Below are 25,253 nucleotides of genomic sequence, written 5' to 3' on the forward strand. Positions count from 1 at the left end.
GGAGCGCTGAGCGACATGGTCCGCGACCAGTCCAGTGCCGTCAGGGCCGCCGAGCGCTGGTTCGTCGACCACGGCCTGCCCTACTTCGTCGACGACCAGCGCGCGGCCGTCGCGCGCGGGCTGCGACGCTCCCGGCTGGTCGTGGTCTTCACCGTCGCGGCCGTCGTCGGCGCGGCGGCCGGCACCGGTGCCGGCGCCGTCCTCGGAGCCTCCGCGGGCCTCGGCGCGGGGATGACCGTCGCCGGCGTCGTGGTCGCGACCTACGCCGTGGCGACGCTGCGGGCCTGGCTGATCGTCGGCTGGGCGGTGCGGCGCACGCTGCGCTCATTCGGCCTGGTCCTGCCCCTCGTCACGCGGGCCCTGCCCCTGCTCCTGCTCTTCATCACCTTCCTGTTCATCAACGCCGAGGTCTGGCAGGTCGCGGCGAGCCTGGACGGCGGCGTGCTGTGGGTGGCGGTGCTGCTCTTCGCCGGCATCGCCGTCCTGTTCCTGCTCACCCGGCTGCCGGAGGAGCTCGACGACGTCGACCAGACGGTCGAGTCCGCCCAGCTGGTCACCGCCTGCACCGGCACGCCGCTCGAGGCGGCCGCGCGCGGGCTGGCCGACCGCGTCGAACGGGTCGGCGCCGTCGACGCCCAGGTCTCCGGGCTGCAGCGGGCCAACCTCGTGTTGGTGCTGCTGGTCGCGCAGACCGTGCAGGTCCTGCTGCTCGCCGTCGCGGTGTTCGCGTTCTTCATCCTCTTCGGGGCGGTGGCGATGGCGCCGGACGTGGTCAGCAGCTGGACCGGCGGGCCGCTGCACGTGGTCGACGGCGTGGTCGGGGAGTGGCTCGGCGAACGGGTCAGCCTCGAGCTGCTGCGCGTCTCGACCTTCCTCGCGGCCTTCAGCGGCCTCTACTTCACGGTGTACGCCGTCACCGACGAGCTCTACCGCAAGCAGTTCTTCTCGGTGGTGATCCGCGAGCTCGAGCGGGCGGTCAGCGCCCGGGTCGCCTACCGGTCGCTGCGCGACGCGGTGGGGGAGGAGCCGGCGTGACCGGCCAGCCCCGCCAGTCCCGCCGGCCGCGCCAACCTGTGGTCCTCGACTGCGACACCGGCACCGACGACGCCGTCGCGATCCTGCTCGCCGCCCTGCACCCGGACCTCGACCTCCTCGGCGTCACCACCGTGTGGGGCAACCACGACGTGGCCCGCACCACCGAGAACACCCTGCGCGTCCTCGACGCCGTCGGCCGCGGCGACGTGGGCGTGCACCCGGGCCGCGACGAGCCGTTCCGGCCGCGGATCGAGGCGATCCCGAGCGGGCGCGCCGACCTGCCGCCGACCCTGCCTCTGCCGGACCCGGTCTCGACTGCTGGCGAGGAGGCCGTCGAGTGGCTGGTGGGCACGCTGCGCGCGGCGGCCACCCCGGTCGCACTCGTCGCGACCGGGCCGCTGACCAACCTGGCCGCTGCCCTGGCCGCGGACCGGTCGATCACCGGCTCCGTGGGCCGCCTCGTGGTCCTCGGCGGCACGCACCGCCAGACCGGCGTCACGCCGTACGCCGAGCGCAACACGTGGTGCGACCCGGAGGCGGCCGCCGACGTGCTCGCCGCGCCGTTCCGCGACGTGTGGCTGGTGACCATGGACGCGACCTGCTCGGCCCCGCTGACCCGGGCCGACGCGGCCCGGCTGCGCGGCCTCGGCACCGCTGCCGGCCGCGTCGCCGCCGACCTGGTCGAGGAGCGGGTGGCGTGGCACCGGCGTGCAGGTGTCGAGGTCGCCGGCGGGAGAGCACCCGTGCACGACCCGCTCGCGGTCGCCGCGCTCGTGGCCCCGGACCTGCTGACCACGCTGCGCGCCTCGGTCGAGGTGGAGCGGCGCGACCCGGTGCGCTACGGCGCCACGAGGTTCACGGCCGAGCCCGACGAGCGGCGCGGCCGGCTCCGGGTCGCGGTCCGGGCCGACCACGACCGGTACGTCGACCTGCTCTGCGACACGTTGGGGCCTTAACTAGAGTAAGTCGCTAGTGTTAGTCTCTGGAAATGGTGGACTCCACGCTGCGTCGTCGCTCCGTCCTCGGTCTCCCGGTTGCGGGACTCGCTGTCGCCGGGGCCGGCTCCGCCCTCGGCACCCTCGTCGGGCCCCCGCCCGGGGCCCCTGCCGGCGCGCCGGCCATCGAGAAGCCGCTGCCGCCGACCTGGTTCATCGACCACGGCACCAACGCCGAGACCCGCTGGGAGTCGGTGGAGAACCACCGCTACCGCACGCCGCAGTCGCGGCTCTTCGTGCGCAACCACACCCGGACGCCGCAGATCGACCCGTTGTCGTACCGGCTGCGGATCCACGGCGACGGCCTCGCCGACCCGGCCGGGATGAGCATCGGGCTCGCTGACCTCCGGCGGCGCTTCCGCGCCGTCGAGGTCACCTCCGTGCACGAGTGCACCGGCAACGGGCGCAGCTTCTTCGACACCCAGCAGGGCAAGAAGGCGTCGGGCACGGCGTGGACGCTCGGCGCCGTCGGCACCGTCACCTGGCGCGGCGCGCGCCTGCGCGACGTGCTGCGCTGGGCCGGTGTGCGTCCCGAGGCCGTGTCCGTGCAGGGTGTCGGGCTCGACGACGAGTACGTCGACAAGGGCGAGAACCACGGCCGCGTGCGCCGCCCCTTCCCCATCGCCAAGGCCCTCGACAGGCACGTCGTGGTCGCCTGCCCGGTTGCGCCCGGACCCCGGACCGCGCACCGAGGGCCACGGCTGGACCCGCTGGGACTTCACCTGGCACGCCCCGCGCGCCGGCCGCCACGAGCTGCTCGCCCGGGCGACCGACCTGCACGGTCGCACGCAACCCGACGTCGCGGCCTTCAACCCGAACGGTTACTTCTTCGACGCAGTGGTGCGCCACCCCGTCGTCGTGGTCTGACCGCCTGGTCCGTCAGTCCCGGACCCGTCCGCGCAGCTGCTTGGTCTGGCCGCGCTGGCGCTTGGCCTCGAGGCGACGCTCCTTCGACCCGCGCGTGGGCTTCGTGGCCCGGCGCTGCGGAGGCGGGGGAGCCAGCAGCTCCCTGACCCGCTGGGCGAGGCGCTCACGAGCGGCGGTGCGGTTGCGGTGCTGGGAGCGGTGCTCGTGCGCGACCACGGTGATCGGGCCGTCGGTGCGGGCCAGCAGCCGGGCCCGCTGCCGCTCGTCGAGCACGCTCGAGGCAGCCGGGTCCCACACCAGCTCGACCCGGGAGTCGGTGGTGTTCACGGACTGCCCGCCCGGACCGGGGGAGCGCGAGAACCGCTCCACGAGCTCGGTGTCCGGGACGACCAGGCCCTGCGGCAGGCCGGGGCCCGGTGGGACGGTGAGGTCCACGGGGCTACGCGACCGTGACCGGGACGCCCGACAGGGCGGCGTTGCCGGAGACGTCGAGGCGCTCGGGGTCGGTCAGGTCGTTGATCGAGACCCCGGGGACACCGCTCGCGACGCCGAGGCGCACACCGTCGCGCTGGTGGCCGTAGCCGTGGGGGAGCGAGACCACCCCCGGCATCACGTCCTCGGTCGCCCTGACCTCGACGGCGACCTTGCCGACCCGCGACGTCACCGTCACCATCGCGCCGTCCGCGATGCCCCGCGCGGCGAGGTCAGCCGGGTGCATCAGCAGGTGGTGGCGCGGCTTGCCCTTCGTGAGCCGGTCGGTGTTGTGCATCCACGAGTTGCAGTCGCGCTGGTGGCGCCGCCCGATGAGGAGCAGCTCGTCACCGGTCGGCAGCTCCTGGGCGCGCAGCCGGTCCAGGTCGCCGGCGACGATGTCGGGCAGCGCCCGGACCCGCTTGTCCTTCGTGAACAGCCGGCCGGGGAGCTGGCCGGGCTTGAGCGGTCCGAGGTCGACGCCCTCCGGGTGCTTGCGCAGGTCGGTGATGGTGACGCCCGACCTGCCCGTGCGCAGCAGCATCCCGATGATGAACGCCGGGCTCATCCGCAGCCGCGCACGGGTCACCAGGTGCCGTTTCAGCGGCGGCTTGCGGTCCAGGCGCTTCGTGACGCGCGCGTGCAGGTCGCGGAAGATCTCCCAGTCGTGCCGCTGGTCGCGCCCCTTCGGGAACACCGCTGGGGTGAAGCGCGCCGTGTCGCGCACCGCCAGCACGTGGAACGGCAGGTCGTAGTGGTCACGCTCGAGCAGCGTGGTCGGCGGGAGGATCACGTCGGCGTGCCGGGTCGTCTCGTTGACGTAGATGTCGATCGCCGCGCAGAAGTCGAGGCCCTCCATCGCCGCGTCCAGTCCCGCGCCGTCGGGCGTCGAGAGGACCGGGTTGCCGGCGACCGTCAGCAGCGCCCGCACCTGCCCATCGCCGGGTGTCTCGATCTCCTCGCGCAGCACGGCCACCGGCAGCTCGCCCCCGAACTCCGGAGCCTGCCGGACCCGGGACCGGAACCGGTCGTGGTGGCCGCGGCCGATCATCCCGCGGCCGACGGCGTCGATCGCCGGTGAGGTGAGCATCGCCCCGCCCACCCGGTCGGTGTTGCCGGTCACCAGGTTGAGCAGCTGCACGGCCCACTGGCACACCAGCCCGAACTCCTGCGTCGACACGCCCATCCGCCCGTAGACCGCCGCGCCGTCCGCGGCGGCGAGCTCGCGCGCGATCCGCACGACCACCTCGGCCGGGACCCCGCTCGCCCGTTCCGCCGCCTCGGGGGTGAAGTCGGCGACCGCGTCCCGGACGGCGTCCAGCCCGTCGACGTACGACGGCGGGCTGGTCAGCCCCTCGGTGAACAGCGTGTTGAGCAGTGCCAGCAGCACCCACGCGTCCGTGCCCGGCCGCACGAAGTGGTGCTCGTCGGCGACCCGGGCGGTCTCGGTCCGGCGCGGGTCGAGCACCACCATCCGGCCGCCGCGCGCCTGCAGCTCGCGCAACCGCCCCGGGAAGTCCGGCACCGTCATCAACGAGCCGTTCGAGGCCATCGGGTTGGCGCCGAGGACGAGGAAGTAGCTCGTGCGGTCGATGTCGGGCACCGGCAGCAGCAGCTGGTGCCCGTAGAGCAGGCGACCGATCATCTGGTGGGGGAGCTGGTCCACCGACGTCGCGCTGAACTTGTTGCGGGTGCGGAACACCTGCGCGAGCGCGATGCCGTGGGTCAGCGCGCCGAGGCTGTGCGCGTTGGGGTTGCCGAGGTAGAGCGCGAACGCGTCGTCGCCGTGCTCGTTGATCGTGCGCGCGATGCCGTCCGCGACCAGGTCGAGAGCCTCGTCCCACGAGATCTCCTCCCACCGGGCGTCGGCGCCGCGGCCGATCCGGCGCACCGGCCGCCGCAGCCGGTCGGGGTCGGCGTGGATGTCGCCGATCGCCACGCCCTTCGGGCAGATGTGGCCGCGGGACAGCGGGTCGTCGGGGTTGCCGCGGACGCCGGTCACCCGGCCGTCGTCGACCGTCAGGAGCAGGCCGCAGGTCGCCTCGCACAGGTTGCACACGCCGATGTGTTGCTGGGGCACACTGGCATCGTCACACGCCGGACCCGCCCGGCGCCACGACCGCGCCCGCCGTCCGGGGCCCAGCGATTCGGTCGGGGGAGCGGCGCGCTGTTAGCCTTGACCGGTTGCCCCCGGGACCCCGGAGGGCGCACCCACCGCCGTCAGATCGGCCGCGGATCGAGAGTGCTCCAGGTAGTCAGGCTGGGGCGCCGCGCAACGAGTGAACCGAGGAGAACCCATGGCTGTCGGAACCGACGCTGAGACCAAGAAGAAGATCATCGCCGAGTACGCCACGACCGAGGGCGACACCGGTTCGCCGGAGGTGCAGATCGCGCTGCTGAGCCACCGCATCGCCCACCTCACCGAGCACCTCAAGCAGCACAAGCACGACCACCACAGCCGTCGTGGCCTGCTCCTGCTCGTCGGCCAGCGCCGTCGTCTCCTCAACTACCTCAAGAAGACCGAGATCGAGCGCTACCGCTCCATCGTCGAGCGCCTCGGCCTTCGTCGCTGATCGAACCGTCCAGCACGCGCCTGACGGCGTTGCGGCCGCTCGACGACCGCTCCGCCCCAAGGTCGCCTTCGCGGCCGCGCCTTGTCAGGCACGCACTGGACGGCCCGGATCCGTGACACCGGATCCGGACAAGATCATGAGAACGGGTGACCCTTTCGGGGGTCGCCCGTTCTGCATTTCCGCGACCTGTCGTTAGGCTGGCCAGTGACAACACATGTCCACGCCCGCGGGGCAGCGCGTCCCGCACGTACGAATAAGAGAAAACACTTGACTGAACCCGTCATCTCTGCCGTCGAGACCGTTCTGGACAACGGCAAGTTCGGCACCCGCACCGTCAAGTTCGAGACGGGCGTCTTCGCCCGCCAGGCCGCCGGATCGGTGAGCGCCTACCTCGACGACGACACGATGCTCCTGTCGGCGACCACCGCCGGCAAGCACCCCAAGGACCACTTCGACTTCTTCCCGCTGACGATCGACGTCGAGGAGCGGATGTACGCCGCGGGTCGGATCCCCGGCTCGTTCTTCCGCTCCGAGGGCCGCCCGGGCGAGGACGCGATCCTCGCCTGCCGCCTCATCGACCGCCCGCTGCGCCCGACCTTCAAGAAGGGCCTGCGCAACGAGGTCCAGGTCGTCATCACCGTCATGGCGCTCAACCCGGACACGCCGTACGACGTGCTCGCGATCAACGCCGCGTCGCTGTCGACCCAGCTCTCCGGCCTGCCGTTCAGCGGCCCCGTCGGCGCCACCCGCGTCGCGCTCATCGAGGGCCAGTGGGTCGCGTTCCCGACCCACAGCCAGCTCGAGAAGGCCGTCTTCGACATGGTCGTCGCCGGCCGCGTCACCGAGACCGGCGACGTCGCGATCATGATGGTCGAGGCCGAGGCCACCGAGGAGACCATCGAGCTCGTCCGCGGCGGCGCCCAGGCGCCGACCGAGGACGTCGTGGCGGGTGGCCTCGATGCCGCCAAGCCGTTCATCAAGCAGCTGGTCGAGGCCCAGGTCGAGCTCGCCAACGTGGCGGCCAAGCCGGTCCAGGAGTTCCCGATCTTCCTCGACTACGAGGACGACGTCTTCGCCGCCGTCGAGTCCGCCGTCAAGGCCGACCTCGCCGCCGCGATGAAGATCGCCGACAAGCAGGAGCGCAACGACCGCACCGACGAGCTCAAGGACCGCGTCCTCACCGACCTCGCGCCCCAGTTCGAGGGCCGCGAGAAGGAGATCGGCGCCGCGTTCCGCTCGGTCAACAAGCAGGTTGTGCGCGAGAGCATCCTGCGCGACAAGGTGCGCATCGACGGCCGCGGCCTCGCCGACATCCGTCCGCTGCACGCCGAGGTCGACGTGATCCCGCGGGTCCACGGCTCGGCGCTCTTCGAGCGTGGCGAGACCCAGATCCTGGGCGTCACCACCCTCGACATGCTCAAGATGGAGCAGCAGCTCGACACCCTGTCGCCGGAGACCAGCCGGCGCTACATGCACAAGTACATCTTCCCGCCGTTCTCCACCGGCGAGACCGGCCGCGTGGGCTCGCCGAAGCGTCGCGAGGTCGGCCACGGCGCGCTCGCGCGTCGTGCGCTGCTGCCGGTGCTCCCGAGCCGCGAGGAGTTCCCGTACGCCATCCGCCAGCTCTCCGAGGCCCTGGGCTCCAACGGCTCCACCTCGATGGGCTCGGTCTGCGCCTCGACCCTGTCGCTGCTGCAGGCCGGTGTCCCGCTGAAGGCGCCGGTCGCCGGCATCGCCATGGGCCTGGTATCCGGCGAGATCGACGGCAAGACCGAGTACGTCGCGTTGACCGACATCCTCGGCGCCGAGGACGCCTTCGGCGACATGGACTTCAAGGTGGCCGGCACGCGTGAGTTCGTCACCGCGCTCCAGCTCGACACCAAGCTGGACGGCATCCCGGCCGAGGTCCTCGCGCAGGCCCTCCAGCAGGCCCGCGACGCCCGGATGACCATCCTCGACGTCATGGCCGAGGCCATCGACGCCCCCGAGGAGATGTCGATCCACGCCCCGCGGATCATCACCGTGAAGGTGCCGGTCGACAAGATCGGCGAGGTCATCGGGCCCAAGGGCAAGGTGATCAACCAGATCCAGGACGACACCGGCGCGAGCGTCTCCATCGAGGACGACGGCACCGTCTACATCGGTGCGACCAACGGCGAGGCGGCCGAGGCTGCCCGGGCCGCGATCAACGCGATCGCGAACCCGACCATGCCGGAGGTCGGCGAGCGCTACCTGGGCACGGTCGTCAAGACCACGAACTTCGGTGCCTTCATCGCCCTGATGCCGGGCAAGGACGGGCTGCTGCACATCAGCAAGCTCCGCGCCCTCGCCGGTGGCAAGCGCGTGGAGAACGTCGAGGACGTCGTGGCCGTCGGCCAGAAGATCCAGGTCGAGATCGCCGAGATCGACGACCGCGGCAAGCTCTCGCTCGTCCCGGTCGTCGAGGACGCCGAGGACGGCGCCGCTGACTCCGCCCAGGAGTCTGAGGACGCGTGAGCCGAGCTCGCACGACGACGGCCGGTCAGCCCAGCGCTGACCGGCCGTCGGCCGTTTCCCGCACCTCCACGCGGACGCTGGAGACGGTCCGCGACGACGCGGGCCGGGTCACCTCCGTCGTACGACGCACCCAGCTCGCCTCGGGCCTGCGCATCGTCACCGAGGAGATGGCCGGCGCCCGGTCGTCCTCCGTCGGCGTGTGGGTCGGCGTCGGCTCCCGCGACGAGGCCGCTGCGACCCACGGCGCCTCGCACTTCCTCGAGCACCTGCTCTTCAAGGGCACCGACGAGCGCTCCGCGCTGGACATCTCGATCGCGCTGGACGCGGTCGGGGGCGAGTTCAACGCGTTCACCGCGAAGGAGTACACCTGCTTCCACGCGCGGGTGCTCTCCGACGACCTGCCACTGGCGATCGACGTGCTCGGTGACATGGTCACCGGCTCGCGGATCGACGCCCACGACGTCGAGGCCGAGCGCTACGTGATCCTCGACGAGATCGCGATGCACGACGACGACCCCGACGACGTCGTCCAGAACCTCCTCGCCGAGCTCGCCTGGGGCGCCGGCACGCCGCTGGGCCGCCCCATCGCCGGCACCGAGCAGTCGATCGAGGCGATGACCCCGGCCCAGATCCGGCGTTTCTACCGGCGGCACTACGTGCCCGCCAACACGGTCATCTCCATCGCCGGCGCCGTCGACCACGCCGCCGCGGTCAAGGCCGTGCGCAAGGCGTTCGCCCGCCACGGCTGGCTCGACGGCGCGGCCGCGCCGGTCGCCCCGCGGCCGTCGAGCGCGCGGCGCCGGCCGAAGGTCACCGCGGGCAGCGCCGAGGTGAGCCGGCCGTTCGAGCAGGTCAACCTCGTCATCGGCCGTGAGGGCGTCACCCGCGACGACGACCGCCGGTTCGCGCTGGGCGTGCTCAACACCGCTCTCGGCGGCGGCACGTCGAGCCGCCTGTTCCAGGAGGTCCGCGAGGTGCGCGGCCTGGCCTACTCGGTCTACTCCTTCGCCAGCCAGTACGCCGACTCCGGCATCGTCGGCGTGGCTGTGGGCTGCCTGCCCGACCGCACCGACGAGGTGCTCGCCGTGGTCCGGGAGCAGCTCGACGCCATCGCGGCGGAGGGGATCACCGGTGAGGAGCTCGCCCGCGGCAAGGGCCAGCTCGTCGGCGGCATGATCCTCGGGCTCGAGGACTCCGGCTCGCGGATGATGCGCCTGGGCAAGAACGAGCTCGTCCACGGCGAGGTGCTCGGCATCGACGAGGTCATCGACCGGATCGAGGCGGTCACCCTCGACGAGGTCCGCGAGGTCGCAGCCGAGGTCTTCGGGCGACCCGAGCTGCTGGCGCTCGTCGGACCCTGAGGGGTTACCTGCAGGTTTTCTGGGCACCGTGTCAAAGGAATTCTGTCGACACAGGAGAACTGAATGACTGCCGTGCACCAGTCCGACCCCGAGACCCCACCCGAGGAGCGGACCCCTCCCACCGGCAGCCGCCTCATCGCCGCGCCGCGGGTGTTCGTCCCGGCTGCCAGCCTGCTCGTCCTGTTCGTCGCGGTCACCGCCATCGCGCCGGGCAAGACGGGGGAGGTCCTCGGTGACCTCAACAGCACCGTCGTCCAGGACCTCGGGTGGTGGTACATCGCCCTCGTCACCGGCTTCGTGTTCTTCTCGATCTGGCTCGCGACGTCCCACATGGGCAACATCGTCCTGGGCAAGGACGACGAGGAGCCCGAGTTCGGGCTCGGTTCCTGGTTCGCGATGCTCTTCGCGGCCGGCATGGGCATCGGCCTCGTCTTCTGGGGCGTCGCCGAGCCGCTCAACCACTACGTCGCCCCGCCGCCGGGTGCCGCCGCAGCCACCGACGCGCAAGCGGCGCGCACCGCCATGGACACCACCTTCCTGCACTGGGGCCTGCACGCCTGGGCGATCTACGTCGTCGTCGGCCTGGCGATCGCCTACTCGGTGCACCGCCGCGGCAACCCGATCTCCATCCGCTGGGCGCTCCAGCCGCTCCTCGGTGACCGGATCCGTGGTTTCTGGGGTGACGTCATCGACGTCATCGCCGTCCTGGGCACCCTCTTCGGCGTCGCGACCTCGCTCGGCCTCGGCGTCAGCCAGATCGGCGCCGGCCTCGGCTACCTCGAGGTGATCGACGAGCCGACGACGTGGCTGCTGATCGCCCTCGTCATCGGCATCACCGCCATCGCCCTGACCTCCGTCGTCACCGGCGTCGACAAGGGCATCAAGTGGCTGTCGAACATCAACATGGTCGTCGCCGTCGCGCTCGTCTGCTTCGTCCTCGTCGCCGGTCCCACGGTGTTCATCCTCAGCGACTTCGTCACCCAGATCGGGTCGTACATCCAGAACTTCTTCCAGATGTCGTTCAACGCCCGCCCGTTCCAGGACGACGGCAAGGAGTGGCTCGGCGGCTGGACGACCTTCTACTGGGGCTGGTGGATGAGCTGGGCGCCCTTCGTCGGCGTCTTCATCGCCCGCATCTCGCGGGGGCGCACCGTGCGTGAGTTCATCGTCGGCGTGCTGCTCGTGCCCACCCTGGTCACCTTCCTGTGGTTCTCCGCGCTGGGCGGCACCGCCCTCTACGAGGAGCTCTTCGGCGACGGTGGCGTGGTCGGTGCCGACGGCGGCGTCGACACCAACACCGCGCTCTTCCAGATGCTCGACCTGCTGCCCGCCGCCGGCCTGGTCAGCGGCGTGGCGATCTTCCTCATCGTGGTCTTCTTCGTCACCAGCTCGGACTCGGGCTCCTTCGTGGTCGACATGCTCTCCTCGGGCGGCGACCAGAACCCGCCGGTGTGGAGCCGGGCGTTCTGGGCCCTCATGGAGGGCGCCGTCGCCGCTGTGCTGCTCTACGTCGGTCTCGAGGCGCAGAAGACCGACCCGGACGTGAATCCGCTCGGCGCGCTGCAGACGATGGCGATCCTGCTGGCGCTGCCGTTCAGCATCGTGATGCTGGGCCTGGCCATCGCCACGGCCAAGTCGCTGCTGGCCGAGAACCGGCTGCGGGTGCGTCGCCAGCGGCAGTGGCTCGCCGAGCAGGTGGCGGCCGAGATCGCTGCGTCGGACGAGTCGACGGCGCCGGCCGGCTCGTCCGGCGGCGCGTCGCTGCGCAAGGCCCCGGCCGGCGAGGCCGGTGACGGTCCGCCGGCACCGCCCGCAGGCTGACGCCACACGCCAACGCGCCCCGGCACCTCCACGAGGTGTCGGGGCGCGGTGCGTCTTTCAGCGGCGGCCGATGATGCCGATGACCGGCGGGGTCTTCGAGTCGACGATGTAGACGCGGAAGCCGCCGTCGCGCAGCTGCGCGGAGGCCTTGGCGAGGATGTCCGGCACCTGCTCGGGGCGGGTGGTGTCGAAGAACAGGTTGACCGAGCCGCCCGGCATCAGCCGCTCGTGCAGCAGCGCGATCTCCTCGGACGCGTCACGGACCCAGAACAGGTTGACGTCGAACGCGAACACCTTGGTGAGCCGCTTGACCGGGACCCGCAGCGTGGCCAGGTCGATCTGGCGGACCGTCAGCCGGCCGGCCTCGATGTGGGCCGCGCAGCGCTGCTTCGTGCGGTCGACGCCCGCCTCGGAGCGGTCGATCGCGAACATCTTGCCCTTGCCCTCGAGACGGCTGCAGATGAGGTCGGCGGCTGCGCCGTTGCCGCAGCCGATCTCCAGCACGTGGTCGTTGGGCTGGACGTCCATGAAGTCCACCGCCCAGCGGATCCGGGCCGGGATCTTGGTCACCATGGGGTCCAGCCTGCCAGAACGCCTGCGCGGACGACGCACTACCTTGGTCCCGTGAGCAGTCGTGTCGCGGAGAACACAGCCCCCACGGACGCATCGGCGCCGACGTCGACGGACGCCACGAGGCTCCGGGTCGGCGTCCTCGGCGCCCGCGGGAAGGTCGGCGCGGAGGTGGTCAAGGCCGTCGAGTCGGCCGACGACCTCGAGCTCAGCGCCGGCGTCGACCAGGGTGACGACGTCTCCTCGCTCGTCGACAGCGGCACGCAGGTCGTCGTCGACTTCACCCACCCCGACGTGGTGATGGACAACCTCCGCTTCTGCATCGAGAACGGCATCCACGCCGTCGTCGGCACCACCGGCTTCGACGAGGAGCGGCTCGAGGCGCTGCGCGGCTGGCTCGCCGACAGCCCCGGCACCGGCGTGCTCATCGCCCCGAACTTCTCCATCGGCGCGATCCTGATGATGCGCTTCGCCTCGATCGCCGCCCCGTTCTTCGAGTCCGTCGAGGTCGTCGAGCTGCACCACCCGACCAAGGCCGACGCGCCGAGCGGCACCGCCCGTCGTACCGCCGAGATGATCGCCGCGGCCCGGCGCGACGCCGACTGCCCGCCGGTCCCGGACGCGACCAGCACCGGCCTCGAGGGCGCCCGGGGCGCGGACGTCGACGGCATCCCCGTCCACAGCGTCCGCCTGCGCGGCCTCGTGGCCCACCAGGAGGTCCTGCTCGGTGGCCTGGGGGAGACCCTCACCATCCGCCACGACTCCATCGACCGGGTCTCCTTCACCCCCGGCGTCCTCACCGGCGTGCGCCGCATCGCGGACTTCCCCGGCCTCACCGTCGGCCTGGAGCATTTCCTGCCCCTGGGCTGAGCTGGATGGCGCGAGCGCGTCGCTCGTGCCTCGCGCCGCGCTGCCGCGCCGCGGTTGCCTCCGGTGGATGGTGACGTCCGCCTGGCGGCAAGACGGGCGGCACGCGCNGTCCCGCCTCCCTCCGCCTCCGGTCGCTCGTTCCTCGCTCCCTGCGGCTCCGGGCCGGCGGGACCGCGCGGTCAGCCGCCTCGGCACCTGGATGGCGCGAGCGCGTCGCTCGTGCCTCGCGCCGCGCTGCCGCGCCGGGGTTGCCTCCGGTGGATGGTGACGTCCGCCTGGCGGCAAGACGGGCGGCACGCGCAGTCCCGCCTCCCTCCGCCTCCGGTCGCTCGTTCCTCGCTCCCTGCGGCTCCGGGCCGGCGGGACCGCGCGGTCAGCCGCCTCGGCACCTGGATGGCGCGAGCGCGTCGCTCGTGCCTCGCGCCGCGCTGCCGCGTTACAGGAGCCGCAGCAGGGCGGCGACGGCCGCGGAGCCGAAGACGACCACCAGGAAGGGGGCGCGGGCCAGGAGCAGCAGGACCGCGACGCCCAGGGCGGCGGCACGGGCGTCCAGGGCCAGCGCCCGGCCCTCGGGGGCGGCGAGGACCTGCACGGTGACCAGCGCGGCGAGCAGGGCGGCCGGGATCAGGTCGGCGATCCGCGCGACCACCGGCCTCTCCAGCACCCGCGGGGGGACGGAGAGCCCGGCCAGCTTGAGCAGGTAGCAGCCGATGCCGGCAGCGAGGACGGCCCACCAGGTCATCGCGCCAGCGCTCCCACCAGGACGGCCACGCCGGCGGCGACGAGCACGGGCACGCCGGCAGGCGTGAGCGTGACCGCACCGGCGGCCACCAGCGCCGCGAGCAGCGCCGTGACCCGCGCCAGCGGGGTCGACAGCCTCGGCCACAGCAGGGCGAGGAAGGCGGCGCCGACCGCGGCGTCGAGGCCGAGGTCGCGGGGATCGCCGATCTGCTCGCCGGCGACCGCGCCGACCAGCGTGGTGAGGTTCCACAGCACGAAGATGGTCAGCCCGGTCGTCCAGAAGCCGGTGCGCGCCTGCTCGCGGTCGGGGCGGTTGACGGCCATCGCCGTGGACTCGTCGATGAGCACGTGCGCGGCGGCGACCCGGCGCCAGCCGCGGTAGCCGAGCAGGGGCGCCATCCGCAGGCCGTAGAGCGTGTTGCGGGTCCCCAGCAGCAGCGCGGTCAGCGCACCCGAGACCGCCGAGCCCCCGGCGCCCAGCACGCCCGCCAGAGCAAACTGCGAGGCGCCGGTGAACATCAGCAGCGACAGGACGCAGGTCTGCGCGACGTCGAGGCCGGACGCGACCCCGACGGCGCCGAAGCTGAGACCGTAGGTGCCGGTCGCGATGGCCACCCCCAGGCTGTCGCGTACGACGGCGCGCTGGTCGTGCTGCGTCGTCATCGCCTACGACAGCGCGGTGTGGAGCCGGACCTGCTTGACCGCCGAGCCCGCGTCGTCGGCGAGCTCCCGGCTGGCGCCGTCGGGGGCCCAGCCGGCGCTGGTCAGGAACGCGCGGAACGTGTCGTCGCCGGCGTCGACCCAGCACACCGCGCGGGTGAACCGGTCGGCGACGAGGGTGTCCACGCAGGCCTGGAGCAGGCGGGAGCCGTGCCCGCCGCGGGTCTCGGCGGGATCGACGGTGAACTCGCCGATCTCGCCGTCGGCGGCGGGGTCCGCGTCGGGATCGGCGTTGGGGCCGGTCAGCGCGAAGCCGACCACCCGGTCGTGGGCGAGCGCGACGAGCGCGCGGCGCCGGGCCTCGGGGGGACGGGACAGCGTGCCGCGCCAGGCCTCGGCGAGGTCGTCGACCCCGAGGCCCTGGTCGGTGAGCTGTGCGGCCAGCCGGCCGTCGTACCGCTCCTGCCAGGCGCGCAGCTGCACGCCGGCGATGCCGGCCGCGTCGGCCGGCCACCCGACCCGGACGGAGACGTCAGCGGCGACCACGGCTCGATACTGCCATCGGAAGATCCGACGCCCGGCACCGGCTCCGCCCTTGCCGCGGACACTAGGGTCGGGTCCATGGAGATTCGCAACCTCGGTGCGAGCGGCCTGAGGATCTCGGCCATCGCCTACGGCAACTGGCTCACCCACGGCTCCCAGGTCGAGGAGGACGCCGCGCTGGCGTGCGTCCGCCAGGCCCTCGAGGAGGGCATCACCACCTTCGACACCGCCGACGTCTACGCCAACACCGCGGCGGAGACCGTCCTCGGCAAGGCGCTGGCGGGGGAGCGGCGCGAGGGCCTGGAGATCTTCACGAAGGTCTTCTGGCCGACCGGTCCCGGCAAGCACAACGACCACGGGCTGTCGCGCAAGCACATCATGGAGTCGATCGACGGCTCGCTGCGCCGGCTCGGCACCGACTACGTGGACCTCTACCAGGCGCACCGCTTCGACCACGAGACGCCGCTGGAGGAGACGATGCTCGCCTTCGCCGACGTCGTCCGGGCCGGCAAGGCGCTCTACATCGGCGTCTCGGAGTGGCGCGCGGAGGAGATCCGCGCCGCTGCCGAGCTCGCCCGCGAGCTGCGGGTGCCGCTGGTCTCCAACCAGCCGCAGTACTCCATGCTCTGGCGAGTCATCGAGTCCGAGGTCGTCCCGACCTCGAAGGAGCTCGGCATCGGCCAGGTCGTCTGGTCCCCGATCGCGCAGGGCGTGCTCACCGGCAAGTACCTCCCCGGCCAGCCGCCGCCGGCCGGCTCGCGGGCCACCGACGACAAGGGCGGCGCCGACATGGTCGCCCGCTGGCTGCAGGACGACGTCCTCGAGCGGGTCCAGCAGCTCCGGCCGATCGCCGAGTCGGTGGACCTCAGCCTGGCGCAGCTCGCGGTCGCCTGGGTGCTGCAGAACGGCAACGTCTCGGCCGCGATCATCGGCGCCAGCCGCCCCGAGCAGGTCACCGAGAACGTCAAGGCCGCGGGCGTGAAGCTCGACGCCGAGACGATGGCGGCGATCGACCGGGTCCTCGACGGCGTGGTCACCACCGACCCGGCGAAGACCGTGTCGCCGCGGCGCTCGGAGATGTTCGGCTGACCCGGTTCGGTCAGGCCAGGGTGAACCGGTAGCGGCTGGTGGGCACGAGGTCGAGCCCGTCCGCCGCACCGAACCGCGCACAGCTCTCCATGAGCGTGGTGAAGCGGCGTTGCAGCTCGGCGTCGTCCCCGCCGCTGCCGTGGAACGCGTGCGGGTCCGCCATCGCCGCCATGGGGAAGAGCTCCTCGACGATGCCGGCGACGTCCTGCCCGCCGGGCGTGAGGGCCGCCAGGACCGGGTTCTGCACGTAGCCGAAGGTGCCCTGGGTGTCGATGGCGACCTGGGTGTGCCGGCCGAGCCAGTCGGCGCGCCAGTCCTCGGGCGACATCTCCGCCGGCCGGCGCAGGAAGGCGATGTTGGCCAGGGCGTCGGCGCGTTCGCCGTCCGGGACGGACGGCGGCACCAGCGGCTCGCGCTCCTCGACGAGCCACGCGTCGGCCGACGCGTCCACCTGCCGTACGACGGCCAGCAGGTCGGCCAGCAGGTCGGCAGCGTCGACGTCGGTCCACAGTGCCAGCACCGCCGTGATCGGCGTGCCGGGCCCGAGCCGCATCGCCGGGCGGACCGCCTCGTCGTCGACGTTGACCTGCAGCCGGGTCGCCCCGGCCGAGGCCAGGTCGGTGTGCAGCGCGGGGTCGAGCAGGCGCGGTCCGACGGCGGGGTCGTGCAGGGCGGCGATCATCTTCACGCCGCGCAACCTACGCCCTCACGGGCGCGGGGCGAGGGACCTCAGCGGTCGTAGTCCTCGGGCAGCGCCTGGCCGATCTTGATTCGTGCCTTCGGCAGCCGCATGAACTTCATCTGCATCGAGCGCGTGATCGCGTAGTAGGTCGTGCCCTTCAGCGACTCCTCGGGGAAGCGCTTGCGGAGCTCGCGGCGGATCCGGAAGCGCAGCACGAACATGTCCGTGACCACGAAGAGCACGGTGGCGAGCAGGATCAGGCTGCTGGCCTGCACGAGCGCGGTGTTGCCGGTGTAGCCGAGGATCAGGCCGATGATCATCAGCGGGATGACCATCTCCACGATGGAGAAGCGGCGGTCGACGTAGTCGCGGATGAACCGGCGCACCGGCCCCTTGTCCCGGGGCAGGAAGTAACGCTCGTCGCCGCTCTTCATGCCCTGGCGGATCTTGCGGCTCTCCTCGGCGCGGAACTCGCGCTGCCGTCGGGCCAGCTCCTTCTTGTCGCGCGGCGCCCGGGCCCGGGCACGCGCGGCGGCCTCGGCCTCCTTGCGGGTCGGCGTCGGGCGACCCTTGCCGCCGGGCTTGGCGGGCGCCTGGGGCGTCTCGGGAACCGCTGCGGACTTGGTGCGCTTGAACACGCTCAGGCCTTCCTGACCACGCTGGACTTGAGTTGCATCGGCCCGAAGCCGTCGACCTTGCAGTCGATGTCGTGGTCACCCACACCGTCGACGAGGCGGATGCTGCGGACCTTCGTGCCGGACTTGATCGGCTTGGGGGCGCCCTTGACCGGCAGGTCCTTGACGACGATGACGTCGTCGCCGTCGGCGAGCGGGTTCCCGTTGGCGTCACGGACGACGCCGGCGGCGGCTTGCTCCTCGGCGGCTGCCGCGGCCTCGGCGGGCGACCACTCGTGGCCGCACTCCGGGCAGACCATCAGCTCGCCCATCTCGTAGGTGTACTCGCCCGAGCACTCCGGGCAGGCAGGCAGGCCGTCAGTCACGGTGGGTCTTCCCGGGCAGGTCCAGCATCCGCTGGAGGGCGGTCAGGGCGTCGGCCTCGGTCTGCGGGTCGACCTCGATCTGGTTGACGAGGTTGCCCTCGGCGAGGTTCTCCAGCGCCCACACCAGGTGGGGGAGGTCGATCCGGTTCATCGTCGAGCAGTAGCAGACGTTCCGGTCGAGGAACATGATGTTCTTGTCCGGGTGGGCGTTCTTGAGGCGCTGCACGAGGTTGAGCTCGGTGCCGATCGCCCAGCTCGAGCCGGCCGGGGCCGCCTCGATCGTCTTGATGATGAACTCGGTGGAGCCGACCAGGTCGGCCTTCACGACGACCTCGTGCTGGCACTCGGGGTGGACCAGGACGTTGAGGTCCGGCACCTTGGCGCGCAGCTCGTCGATGACGTCGGCGGAGAAGCGGCCGTGCACGGAGCAGTGGCCCTTCCAGAGGATGATCTTCGCCGCTGCGAGCTCCTCGGGCGTGAGGCCGCCGTCGGGCTTGTGCGGGTTCCACACGACGCAGTCGTCGAGGGAGTAGCCCAGCTTGAGGACGGCGGTGTTGCGACCGAGGTGCTGGTCGGGCAGGAACAGGACCTTGGTGTCCTCGCCCTTCTGCTGGAACGCCCAGTCGAGGGCGACCTCGGCGTTGGACGAGGTGCACACCACGCCACCGTTGCGGCCGCAGAACGCCTTGATCGCGGCGCTGGAATTCATGTAGGTCACCGGGACGACCGAGTCCTGCACTCCGGCCGCTGCGAGCGCGTCCCACGCCTTCTCGACCTGCGCGATGCGCGCCATGTCGGCCATCGAGCAGCCCGCCGCGAGGTCGGGCAGGACGACCTTCTGCTGGGCGCTGGTCAGGATGTCGGCCGACTCCGCCATGAAGTGCACGCCGCAGAAGACGATGAACTCGGCGTCGGGCCGGGCCGCGGCGTCGCGGGCGAGCTTGAAGGAGTCGCCGGTGACGTCGGCGAACTGGATGACCTCGTCGCGCTGGTAGTGGTGCCCGAGAACGAAGAGGCGGTCACCGAGCGCCTCCTTCGCGGCACGGGCGCGGGCGACCAGGTCCGGGTCGGAGGCCGGCGGCAGGTCCCCGGGGCACTCGACACCCCGCTCCGAGAGCGGGTCGGAGCCGCGGCCGAGCGGCAGCAGCGGGAGGTCCACGGTGGTCATGCGTCCATCCTAGTTTGGGCGCGCTGCTGCCCCGTGATCGCGGTCCGCTGCCCGATCAGCGAGGTCTCCGCCATGATGGCCGCATGCGCGTCCTCGTGGCCCCGGACAAGTTCGCGGGCACCCTCACCGCCGTCGAGGCCGCGGAGGCCATCGCGGCGGGCTGGCGGCGCCAGGCTCCCGACGACGAGGTGCTGCTCGCGCCGATGTCGGACGGCGGGCCGGGCTTCGTCGACGTCCTCCACGCCAGCCTCGGCGGCGACCTGCTCGCCGTCATCGCCCAGTCCGCGCAGGGCCACGACGTGCCGACCACCATCTTGCTGGTCGGCGAGACGGCGTACGTCGAGAGCGCCCAGGCCTGCGGCCTCCACCTGACGAAGGGGGAGGGCGGGGAGTTCCACACCACGGTCGGGGTGGGGCAGATGGTCCTCGAGGCGATCAACGCCGGCGCGACGAAGGTCGTGGTCGGTCTCGGCGGGTCCGGGACGAACGACGGGGGAGCCGGCCTGCTGGCCGCGCTCGGTGCCGACGCCGACGTCTCCCTCGACGTGGGCGGGATCTTCCTCGACGGGGTGAGCCGGGTCGACCTCAGCATCCCCCGTGCGTACGTCGACGGTGTCGAGCTCGTCGCGGCCACCGACGTCGACAACCCGCTCACCGGCCTGTTCGGAGCGAGCAAGACCTTCGGCCCCCAGAAGGGCCTCGACGAGGAGTCGCAGGTCCTGCTCGACGGCTTCCTCGAGCAGTGGGCCGCCGCGACCGACCGGCGCCTCGCCCTCGAGGCCGGCGCGGGCGCCGCCGGGGGCCTCGGGTTCGCCCTGTTGCTCCTCGGCGCCCAGCGGGTCTCCGGGATCGAGCTGGTCGCCGAGGCCGTCGGCCTGGCCGAGCGCGCCCGCGAGGTGGACCTGGTGATCACCGGCGAGGGTGCCTTCGACTTCAGCAGCCGCGCCGGCAAGGTCCCGGCCGGCGTCGCCGCGGTGGCCTCCGCCGCCCTGCGCCCCTGCGTGGCCCTCGCCGGGCAGGTGCTGGTCGGCTCGCGCGAGATGCGCGCGCTCGGCATGGACGCGGCCTACTCCCTCGTCGACGCCGTGGGGGAGGAGCGCGCCTTCCGTGACCCCGAGGGTGCGCTCGCCGAGCTCGCCGCCCGGGTGGCGCGGACCTGGTCAGCCTGAAGGCCTTGACGTCGTCGGTGGTCGGCGGCCGCGCGTAGCCGACCGGCCCCCGGCGTCAAGGACGTCGCTGCGCTCCGCCGCTGCGCGGCGCCTCCGGCGTCCCTGACCCCGGGTCCCGGTCGGTCGGCTGTCGGCGCGGAGCCGGCACGGGCTCCGCCCGCGCCGCCGCAGGCGGCCGCCGCCGCGTCGTTTGGGTAGGAACTGCAGGCGACACGCCGTTCGCGGCTGCAGTTCGTGTTCAATCGTGAGCAAGTCCCGAGCAGTCCTGTCCTCGAACGAGAACCTGTTCTAGATTGACCGCGTGACCGACACGAGGCAGCGCTTCGACGCGCTCCGGCAGGCAGACCAGGCCGACGTCGCGGAGCTCGAGGCCCTGTGGGCCGGGCTCGCGACCGTGACCGTCGAGGAGGTGCTCGGCTCGTGGCGCGGGGGCGACTTCGCGACCGGCCACGTCGCCAGCCGGGTGCTGCAGAAGGTCCGGTGGCACGGCAAGCGCTTCGACGGCCCGCTGGCGGCGGTACCCCTGGTCTGCCGCGGCGAGGACGGCGAGCTCTACTCCAACACCGAGGCCGCCGGCGGCGGCGAGGCGTCGCTGTGGGAGGTCGCCTTCCGTGGCGAGGTCACCGCCAGCATGGTCTACGACCGGCTCCCCGTCGTCGACCACTTCAAGAAGGTCGACGACGACACCCTCATGGGCGTCATGAACGGCAAGCTCGAGGCCGCCTTCGGCGTGACGGACCCCTACTACTTCTGGCTGGAGCGTGAGCGATGAGGACGACGGTGTTCGTGGTGGAGGAGCCGGGCGGCGACTTCGTGCAGACCGAGGTCGAGCTGGACGACCCCCGGGAGGACGAGGTCCTCGTCCGGGTCGTGGCCACCGGCCTGTGCCACACCGACCTGACCGTGCCGACGATGCTGCCCCCGGAGATGCTGCCGACCGTCGTCGGCCACGAGGGCACCGGCGTGGTGGAGCGGGTCGGGGCGGCGGTGAGCGGCATCGAGGTCGGCGACCACGTGGTGATGAGCTTCCGCTCCTGCCGGTCCTGCGGGCCCTGCACGGCCGGCGATGTCGGCTACTGCGAGCAGTCGCTGCTCCTCAACTACATGGGCATGCGCGCCGACGGCTCGACCACGATGAGCCGCACCGGCGCCGACGGCCAGCAGCAGACCGTGTTCGGCAGCTTCTTCGGCCAGTCCAGCTTCGCCCGGCACGCGATCGCGTACGCCGACAACTGCGTCGTCGTCGACAAGTCCCTCGACCTCACCCGGCTCGCCCCCTTCGCCTGCGGCTACCAGACCGGCGCCGGGACGGTGCTCAACGTGCTCGACCCGGCCCCCGACGAGCCGCTGGTCGTGTTCGGCGCCGGGGCCGTCGGCCTGGCTGCCGTCGCTGCGGCGCGGGGGCGCGGCGTGGAGACCGTCGTGGTCGTCGACCCGGCTGCGCCGCGCCGCGCCGTCGCCGAGGGGTACGGCGCCACCGCGCTCGACCCGACCGAGCCGGGTGCCGCGCCGGTGGAGGAGCGGGTCAGGGAGGCCACGGGCGGGGGAGCGGCGTACGCCATCGACACCACGGCGCTGCCGGCGGTCGTGCTCCAGGCCCAGCACGCCCTGCGCTCGCGCGGCCTGCTCGTCGCGCTGGGGCTCGGTGCGGCGGAGTACACCATCGACGCCATCGACCTGCTGCAGTCCGGCAAGGTCGTCCGTTCCTCGATCGAGGGCGAGGCGGACCCGCTGGTCACCATCCCCGAGCTGATCGCGCTGCGGGAGGCCGGGAAGCTCGACGTCGACCACCTCGTGGCGACGTACCCGTTCGAGAAGATCGCGGACGCGGTGGCCGACTCGAAGGCGGGCGCGGTGGTCAAGCCCGTTCTCGTCTGGGGGGAATAACCACCTTTGTGCGACCATTGGGGTAGTCGAGACAACGGGATCGACCCCCAGAACTGACACACCCTGGAGTGAGCATGAGCGACAGCTGCTGCGGAGGCGGCCACAGCCACGAGGCCCCCGGCGCGACCACGACGGTCGCCACGCCGGTCGACTTCGAGCGCCGCGAGGACCAGATCAACCTGAGCCCGGTGGCGGCCGCGAAGGTCAAGAGCCTGCTCGAGCAGGAGGGCCGCGACGACCTGTCCCTGCGCATCTCGGTCCAGCCGGGCGGCTGCTCGGGCCTGCGCTACCAGCTGTTCTTCGACGAGCGCAGCCTCGACGGCGACGTCGTGACCGACTTCGACGGCGTGGCCGTCGTCGTCGACCGGATGAGCGTCCCCTACCTCAACGGCGCCGTCATCGACTTCGTCGACACGATCGAGAAGCAGGGCTTCACGATCGACAACCCCAACGCGACGGGTTCCTGCGCCTGCGGCGACAGCTTCCACTGAGCTGCTGAGTCGCACCTGAAGCAGGACCACGAGAGGCCCCCACCGCACGGTGGGGGCCTCTCGTGTCTCTCCTGCTGCTCGGCCTGCTGCCCGGACTGCTGCTGCGGCCGCTCCCGGGACGCGTCCGGCTGCTGCCCGGGTCAGTCGAGGTGCAGGTGCAGCGCGTTCGCCAGGCGCTGCGCGGCCTCGGAGATCTGGATCTCCCGCTTGCCGCTCTCCCGGGGCTGCTCGTCGAAGTGCAGGCTGGGCGCGGGGCGGGTGGCGCGGACCGCGGCCTGCTCGAGGCGGCGGCTCACGGCCTCGCAGTCAGCGCGCATCTCGGTAGGGGTGGCGATCTCGTCGTACGGCGTCATGTGATCGACGCTAGGCGTTACCGGGGGGTAGACCCAGCAGTGCGCGGCTACGGCTCGGTTAATGTTCCGTGTCGTGACTTCACCCACGGGCTCCCTCCTCATCGCCGGCTCGATCGCGACCGACCACCTCATGACGTTCGGCGGCAAGTTCGCCGACTCCCTGGTCGTCGACCAGCTGGACAAGCTCTCGGTGTCGTTCCTCGTGAACGACCTCGAGATCCGGCGGGGAGGGGTCGCGCCGAACATGTGCTTCGGCCTGGCCCGGCTCGGCCTGCGTCCGGTGCTCGTCGGCGCCGCCGGCGAGGACTTCACCGACTACCGCTCGTGGCTCGAGCGCCATGGCGTCGACTGCGACTCGGTGCACATCTCCGAGAGCCGGCACACCGCCCGCTTCGTGTGCACCACCGACTCCACGATGGCCCAGTTCGCCTCCTTCTACCCCGGCGCGATGAGCGAGGCCAGCCTCATCGAGCTCGCCCCGATCGTGGAGCGCGTCGGCACGCCGGCGTACGTCCTCATCGGCGCCGACGACCCGGCCGCGATGAAGCGGCACACCGAGGAGTGCCGCCAGCGCGGCTACCCGTTCATCGCCGACTGCTCCCAGCAGCTCGCCTTCGCCGAGGGCGACCTGATCCGCGACCTGATCGACGGCGCCGCGATCCTGTTCTCCAACGAGTACGAGTCGCACGTCATCGAGAAGAAGACCGGCTGGAGCGCCCAGGAGGTGCTGGACCGGGTCGGCTTCCAGGTCACCACCCTCGGCAAGGACGGCGTCCGGGTGACGTCGAAGGACGGCACGTCGTTCGAGGTGGCGGCCGCCACCGGCGTCGAGGCGGTCGAGCCGACCGGTGTCGGCGACGCCTTCCGTGCCGGCTTCCTCGCCGCCCTGTCATGGGGCACCTCCCTCGAGCGCGCGGCCCAGGTCGGCTGCGTCCTCGCGGCCTACGTCGTGGAGACGGTCGGCACGCAGGAGTACGACTTCACCACCGAGCAGTTCGTCGAGCGGGTCCGCGTCTCGTACGGCGACGAGGCCGCCGTCGAGGTGCAGAAGCACCTCAGCTGAGGCGCTTGACCACGTAGCGGGGAGCGCCGTCGTCGGCGGCCTCCTCGCCGACGTACTCCTGCCCGCGCATGCGGCACCACGCCGGCACGTCGTAGCGGGCGGCCGGGTCGCGGGCGACGACCGCGAGCAGGCCGCCCACCGGCACGCCGGGGAGCGCCTTCGCGAGCTCGATGATCGGGCGCGGGCAGGGCAGGTCGCGGCAGTCGAGCTCGACGTCGGCGCTCACAGGCCGGCCCCCGCCCGGATCTCCCCGACGACGCGGGCGAGCGCCGCACAGAAGCCGTCGACCTCCTCGTCGGTGGTGTCGCGGGACAGGGAGACCCGCACGTTGCCGTGGGTGAGCGCCCCCATCGCCGCCAGCACGTGGCTCGGCTCCAGCGTGGAGGCGGTGCAGGCGGAGCCGCTCGCGACGCCGTACCCCTCGCGCGCCAGGGCCGCGACGATCTCGTCGCCGCCGGCGTAGAGGACCGAGAACGTCACCAGGTGGGGGAGCCGCTGCACGGGGTGGCCGACGACCTCCACGTCCGGCAGCGCGGCCGCCGCGCTCCGCACCCGCTCCACCTGCGCGAACTGCCGGGCGGCGACCTCCTCGCGCTCGCAGAGCACCGCCTGGAGGGCGGCAGCCGCCGCGAGCGCCGCGGGGACGTCGGGGAAGCCGCCCACCTGGTCCAGCCCGTCGTCGCCGGGGAACGGGTTGGTCCACCGGGTGCCGCGACGCACCACGAGGACCCCGACGCCGGCCGGGCCGCCCCACTTGTGCGCCGACGCCGTCAGTGCGTCCCAGCGCCGCGGCAGGTCGACGTGGCCGACCGCGGCGGCGGCGTCCACCAGCAGCGGTACGCCGGCCGGCAGGTCCAGCGCGTCCACCGGCTGCAGCGTCCCGACCTCCTGGTTGGCCGCCTGGAGGGCGACGGCGCCCACGCCGGCGGCTCGCGCGGCTGCGGCGAGCGCGTCGACGTCGACCACCCCGTCGGCGTCGACCGGGATGCTGGCGTGGGCGGGGGAGTCCCGCCACTGCACCACGTGCAGCACGGAGGAGTGCTCGACCGCTCCGTGGACGATCCCGTCCCGACCCGTGGCCGTGGTGAGGCCCAGCAGGCCCCGGTGGACGCCCTCGGTGCCAGAGGAGGTGAAGCCGACCTCGTCGGGGCGCACGCCCAGGCACTCGGCCACCACCGCACGGGCGTTGTCGAGGAGCAGGCGGGCGTCGCGGCCGGGGCCGTGGAGGCGCCGCGGGTCGGCGTACCCCCGCTCGAGGGCGGCCAGCAAGGTGTCGCGGGCGGCGGGGTGCAGGCGCGCCGACGACGCGCTGTCGAGGTAGACCTCGGTTGTCCGGCTCACAACCTGA

Annotated in this window: 27 protein-coding genes and 1 pseudogene; 15 read left to right on the plus strand and 13 right to left on the minus strand. The window is 72.4% G+C overall.

The features are described 5' to 3' along the window. Positions 1-15: 15 nt before the first annotated feature. The 4 genes and pseudogenes from NOCJ54_RS0108630 (at position 16) to NOCJ54_RS29835 (ending at position 2,897) form a co-directional block, all read left to right on the plus strand. Positions 16-1,035, plus strand: a complete 1,020-nt coding sequence (locus NOCJ54_RS0108630) for a hypothetical protein (protein WP_028655181.1) — start codon at positions 16-18, stop codon at positions 1,033-1,035. Next, positions 1,032-1,991 (plus strand): nucleoside hydrolase, encoded by a 960-nt coding sequence (locus NOCJ54_RS24685; protein ID WP_051485630.1) that lies wholly within the window; start codon positions 1,032-1,034, stop codon positions 1,989-1,991. The genes NOCJ54_RS0108630 and NOCJ54_RS24685 overlap by 4 nt, the downstream gene beginning before the upstream one ends. 32 nt (positions 1,992-2,023) lie before the next feature. Next, positions 2,024-2,629, plus strand: a pseudogene (locus tag NOCJ54_RS30685) (molybdopterin-dependent oxidoreductase); the annotation flags it as partial. A gap of 64 nt (positions 2,630-2,693) precedes the next feature. Next, complete coding sequence (locus tag NOCJ54_RS29835; RefSeq protein ID WP_028655183.1) at positions 2,694-2,897, plus strand: hypothetical protein; 204 nt, start codon at positions 2,694-2,696, stop codon at positions 2,895-2,897. 12 nt (positions 2,898-2,909) lie between these two features. On the opposite strand, the gene arfB is transcribed toward NOCJ54_RS29835, so the two are convergent. Further along, a complete protein-coding gene (gene arfB, locus NOCJ54_RS0108650; RefSeq protein ID WP_028655184.1) occupies positions 2,910-3,332 on the minus strand; it encodes an alternative ribosome rescue aminoacyl-tRNA hydrolase ArfB in 423 nt (140 codons plus the stop codon). A 4-nt stretch (positions 3,333-3,336) separates the two neighbouring features. Next, complete coding sequence (locus NOCJ54_RS0108655; protein WP_028655185.1) at positions 3,337-5,448, minus strand: molybdopterin-dependent oxidoreductase; 2,112 nt, start codon at positions 5,446-5,448, stop codon at positions 3,337-3,339. Positions 5,449-5,665: 217 nt separating this feature from the next. On the opposite strand from NOCJ54_RS0108655, the gene rpsO reads away from it, so the two are divergent. The 4 genes from rpsO to NOCJ54_RS24690 all read left to right on the plus strand — a co-directional run bounded on the left by rpsO (position 5,666) and on the right by NOCJ54_RS24690 (position 11,619). After that, complete coding sequence (rpsO, locus tag NOCJ54_RS0108660; protein WP_028655186.1) at positions 5,666-5,941, plus strand: 30S ribosomal protein S15; 276 nt, start codon at positions 5,666-5,668, stop codon at positions 5,939-5,941. A gap of 267 nt (positions 5,942-6,208) precedes the next feature. After that, entirely contained in the window at positions 6,209-8,437 is a 2,229-nt protein-coding gene (locus NOCJ54_RS0108665) for a polyribonucleotide nucleotidyltransferase (RefSeq protein ID WP_028655187.1), read from the plus strand. After that, positions 8,434-9,798 (plus strand): M16 family metallopeptidase, encoded by a 1,365-nt coding sequence (locus tag NOCJ54_RS0108670; protein ID WP_028655188.1) that lies wholly within the window; start codon positions 8,434-8,436, stop codon positions 9,796-9,798. The genes NOCJ54_RS0108665 and NOCJ54_RS0108670 overlap by 4 nt, the downstream gene beginning before the upstream one ends. Positions 9,799-9,861: 63 nt before the next feature. Further along, on the plus strand, positions 9,862-11,619 hold the full coding sequence (locus NOCJ54_RS24690) for a BCCT family transporter (protein WP_051485631.1): 1,758 nt from the start codon (positions 9,862-9,864) through the stop codon (positions 11,617-11,619). 57 nt (positions 11,620-11,676) lie between these two features. On the opposite strand, the gene NOCJ54_RS0108680 is transcribed toward NOCJ54_RS24690, so the two are convergent. Then, the gene (locus NOCJ54_RS0108680; RefSeq protein WP_036517326.1) at positions 11,677-12,192 is read right to left on the minus strand and encodes a class I SAM-dependent methyltransferase; all 516 of its coding nucleotides are present in this window, start codon (positions 12,190-12,192) and stop codon (positions 11,677-11,679) included. 51 nt (positions 12,193-12,243) lie between these two features. On the opposite strand from NOCJ54_RS0108680, the gene dapB reads away from it, so the two are divergent. Then, positions 12,244-13,059 carry a 4-hydroxy-tetrahydrodipicolinate reductase gene (gene dapB / locus NOCJ54_RS24695; RefSeq protein ID WP_084254995.1) on the plus strand — a complete coding sequence of 272 codons (816 nt, stop codon included), beginning with the start codon at positions 12,244-12,246 and terminating at the stop codon, positions 13,057-13,059. A gap of 436 nt (positions 13,060-13,495) precedes the next feature. Here dapB and NOCJ54_RS0108690 read toward each other — a convergent pair whose 3' ends face one another. Genes NOCJ54_RS0108690 through NOCJ54_RS0108700 form a run of 3 tightly spaced genes read right to left on the minus strand, consistent with a single transcriptional unit; the run spans position 13,496 to position 15,006 of the window. After that, positions 13,496-13,801 (minus strand): AzlD domain-containing protein, encoded by a 306-nt coding sequence (locus NOCJ54_RS0108690; protein WP_028655190.1) that lies wholly within the window; start codon positions 13,799-13,801, stop codon positions 13,496-13,498. Next, positions 13,798-14,463: an AzlC family ABC transporter permease gene (locus NOCJ54_RS24700; protein WP_051485632.1), complete on the minus strand. Its 666-nt coding sequence runs from the start codon at positions 14,461-14,463 to the stop codon at positions 13,798-13,800. The genes NOCJ54_RS0108690 and NOCJ54_RS24700 overlap by 4 nt, the downstream gene beginning before the upstream one ends. Before the next feature lie 3 nt (positions 14,464-14,466). Continuing rightward, positions 14,467-15,006, minus strand: a complete 540-nt coding sequence (locus NOCJ54_RS0108700; protein WP_036517327.1) for a GNAT family N-acetyltransferase — start codon at positions 15,004-15,006, stop codon at positions 14,467-14,469. Positions 15,007-15,081: 75 nt separating this feature from the next. Here NOCJ54_RS0108700 and NOCJ54_RS0108705 point away from each other — a divergent pair, with 75 nt between their 5' ends. Next, positions 15,082-16,092: an aldo/keto reductase family protein gene (locus NOCJ54_RS0108705; protein ID WP_028655191.1), complete on the plus strand. Its 1,011-nt coding sequence runs from the start codon at positions 15,082-15,084 to the stop codon at positions 16,090-16,092. Between the two features lie 10 nt (positions 16,093-16,102). On the opposite strand, the gene NOCJ54_RS0108710 is transcribed toward NOCJ54_RS0108705, so the two are convergent. From NOCJ54_RS0108710 to nadA, 4 genes are read right to left on the minus strand one after another with little or no spacing between them, the layout of a single operon-like run. Continuing rightward, entirely contained in the window at positions 16,103-16,774 is a 672-nt protein-coding gene (locus NOCJ54_RS0108710; protein ID WP_028655192.1) for an EthD domain-containing protein, read from the minus strand. A 47-nt stretch (positions 16,775-16,821) separates the two neighbouring features. Continuing rightward, positions 16,822-17,412 carry a DUF3043 domain-containing protein gene (locus NOCJ54_RS0108715; protein WP_028655193.1) on the minus strand — a complete coding sequence of 197 codons (591 nt, stop codon included), beginning with the start codon at positions 17,410-17,412 and terminating at the stop codon, positions 16,822-16,824. Between the two features lie 2 nt (positions 17,413-17,414). Then, complete coding sequence (locus NOCJ54_RS0108720) at positions 17,415-17,774, minus strand: zinc ribbon domain-containing protein YjdM (RefSeq protein ID WP_028655194.1); 360 nt, start codon at positions 17,772-17,774, stop codon at positions 17,415-17,417. Further along, a complete protein-coding gene (gene nadA / locus NOCJ54_RS0108725) occupies positions 17,767-18,942 on the minus strand; it encodes a quinolinate synthase NadA (RefSeq protein WP_028655195.1) in 1,176 nt (391 codons plus the stop codon). Before nadA ends, NOCJ54_RS0108720 begins: the two co-directional genes overlap by 8 nt. A gap of 83 nt (positions 18,943-19,025) precedes the next feature. On the opposite strand from nadA, the gene NOCJ54_RS0108730 reads away from it, so the two are divergent. From NOCJ54_RS0108730 to erpA, 4 genes are all read left to right on the plus strand, one after another. Next, positions 19,026-20,111 (plus strand): glycerate kinase family protein, encoded by a 1,086-nt coding sequence (locus tag NOCJ54_RS0108730; RefSeq protein ID WP_028655196.1) that lies wholly within the window; start codon positions 19,026-19,028, stop codon positions 20,109-20,111. A 301-nt stretch (positions 20,112-20,412) separates the two neighbouring features. Next, complete coding sequence (locus NOCJ54_RS0108735) at positions 20,413-20,883, plus strand: DUF4334 domain-containing protein (protein WP_198020161.1); 471 nt, start codon at positions 20,413-20,415, stop codon at positions 20,881-20,883. Further along, on the plus strand, positions 20,880-21,998 hold the full coding sequence (locus NOCJ54_RS0108740) for an NAD(P)-dependent alcohol dehydrogenase (RefSeq protein ID WP_028655198.1): 1,119 nt from the start codon (positions 20,880-20,882) through the stop codon (positions 21,996-21,998). The genes NOCJ54_RS0108735 and NOCJ54_RS0108740 overlap by 4 nt, the downstream gene beginning before the upstream one ends. A 74-nt stretch (positions 21,999-22,072) precedes the next feature. Further along, a complete protein-coding gene (erpA, locus tag NOCJ54_RS24705; RefSeq protein WP_232221725.1) occupies positions 22,073-22,489 on the plus strand; it encodes an iron-sulfur cluster insertion protein ErpA in 417 nt (138 codons plus the stop codon). A gap of 140 nt (positions 22,490-22,629) precedes the next feature. Here the strand turns inward: erpA and NOCJ54_RS0108750 are convergent, their stop codons facing one another. After that, positions 22,630-22,842, minus strand: coding sequence for a hypothetical protein (locus NOCJ54_RS0108750; RefSeq protein ID WP_028655199.1), 213 nt, complete (start codon positions 22,840-22,842; stop codon positions 22,630-22,632). 130 nt (positions 22,843-22,972) lie between these two features. Between NOCJ54_RS0108750 and NOCJ54_RS0108755 the strand changes: the two genes are divergently transcribed. Then, positions 22,973-23,905: a carbohydrate kinase family protein gene (locus NOCJ54_RS0108755; RefSeq protein WP_232221731.1), complete on the plus strand. Its 933-nt coding sequence runs from the start codon at positions 22,973-22,975 to the stop codon at positions 23,903-23,905. On the opposite strand, the gene NOCJ54_RS0108760 is transcribed toward NOCJ54_RS0108755, so the two are convergent. Together NOCJ54_RS0108760 and NOCJ54_RS0108765 are read right to left on the minus strand one after the other, a co-directional pair. After that, positions 23,898-24,131 (minus strand): sulfurtransferase TusA family protein, encoded by a 234-nt coding sequence (locus NOCJ54_RS0108760; protein WP_028655201.1) that lies wholly within the window; start codon positions 24,129-24,131, stop codon positions 23,898-23,900. The two genes, NOCJ54_RS0108755 and NOCJ54_RS0108760, sit on opposite strands and share 8 nt — an antisense overlap. Further along, the gene (locus NOCJ54_RS0108765) at positions 24,128-25,246 is read right to left on the minus strand and encodes a cysteine desulfurase family protein (RefSeq protein WP_028655202.1); all 1,119 of its coding nucleotides are present in this window, start codon (positions 25,244-25,246) and stop codon (positions 24,128-24,130) included. The genes NOCJ54_RS0108760 and NOCJ54_RS0108765 overlap by 4 nt, the downstream gene beginning before the upstream one ends. Positions 25,247-25,253: the final 7 nt, after the last annotated feature.

The sequence above is a fragment of the Nocardioides sp. J54 genome (genome assembly GCF_000519005.1).
GTDB lineage: Bacteria > Actinomycetota > Actinomycetes > Propionibacteriales > Nocardioidaceae > Nocardioides.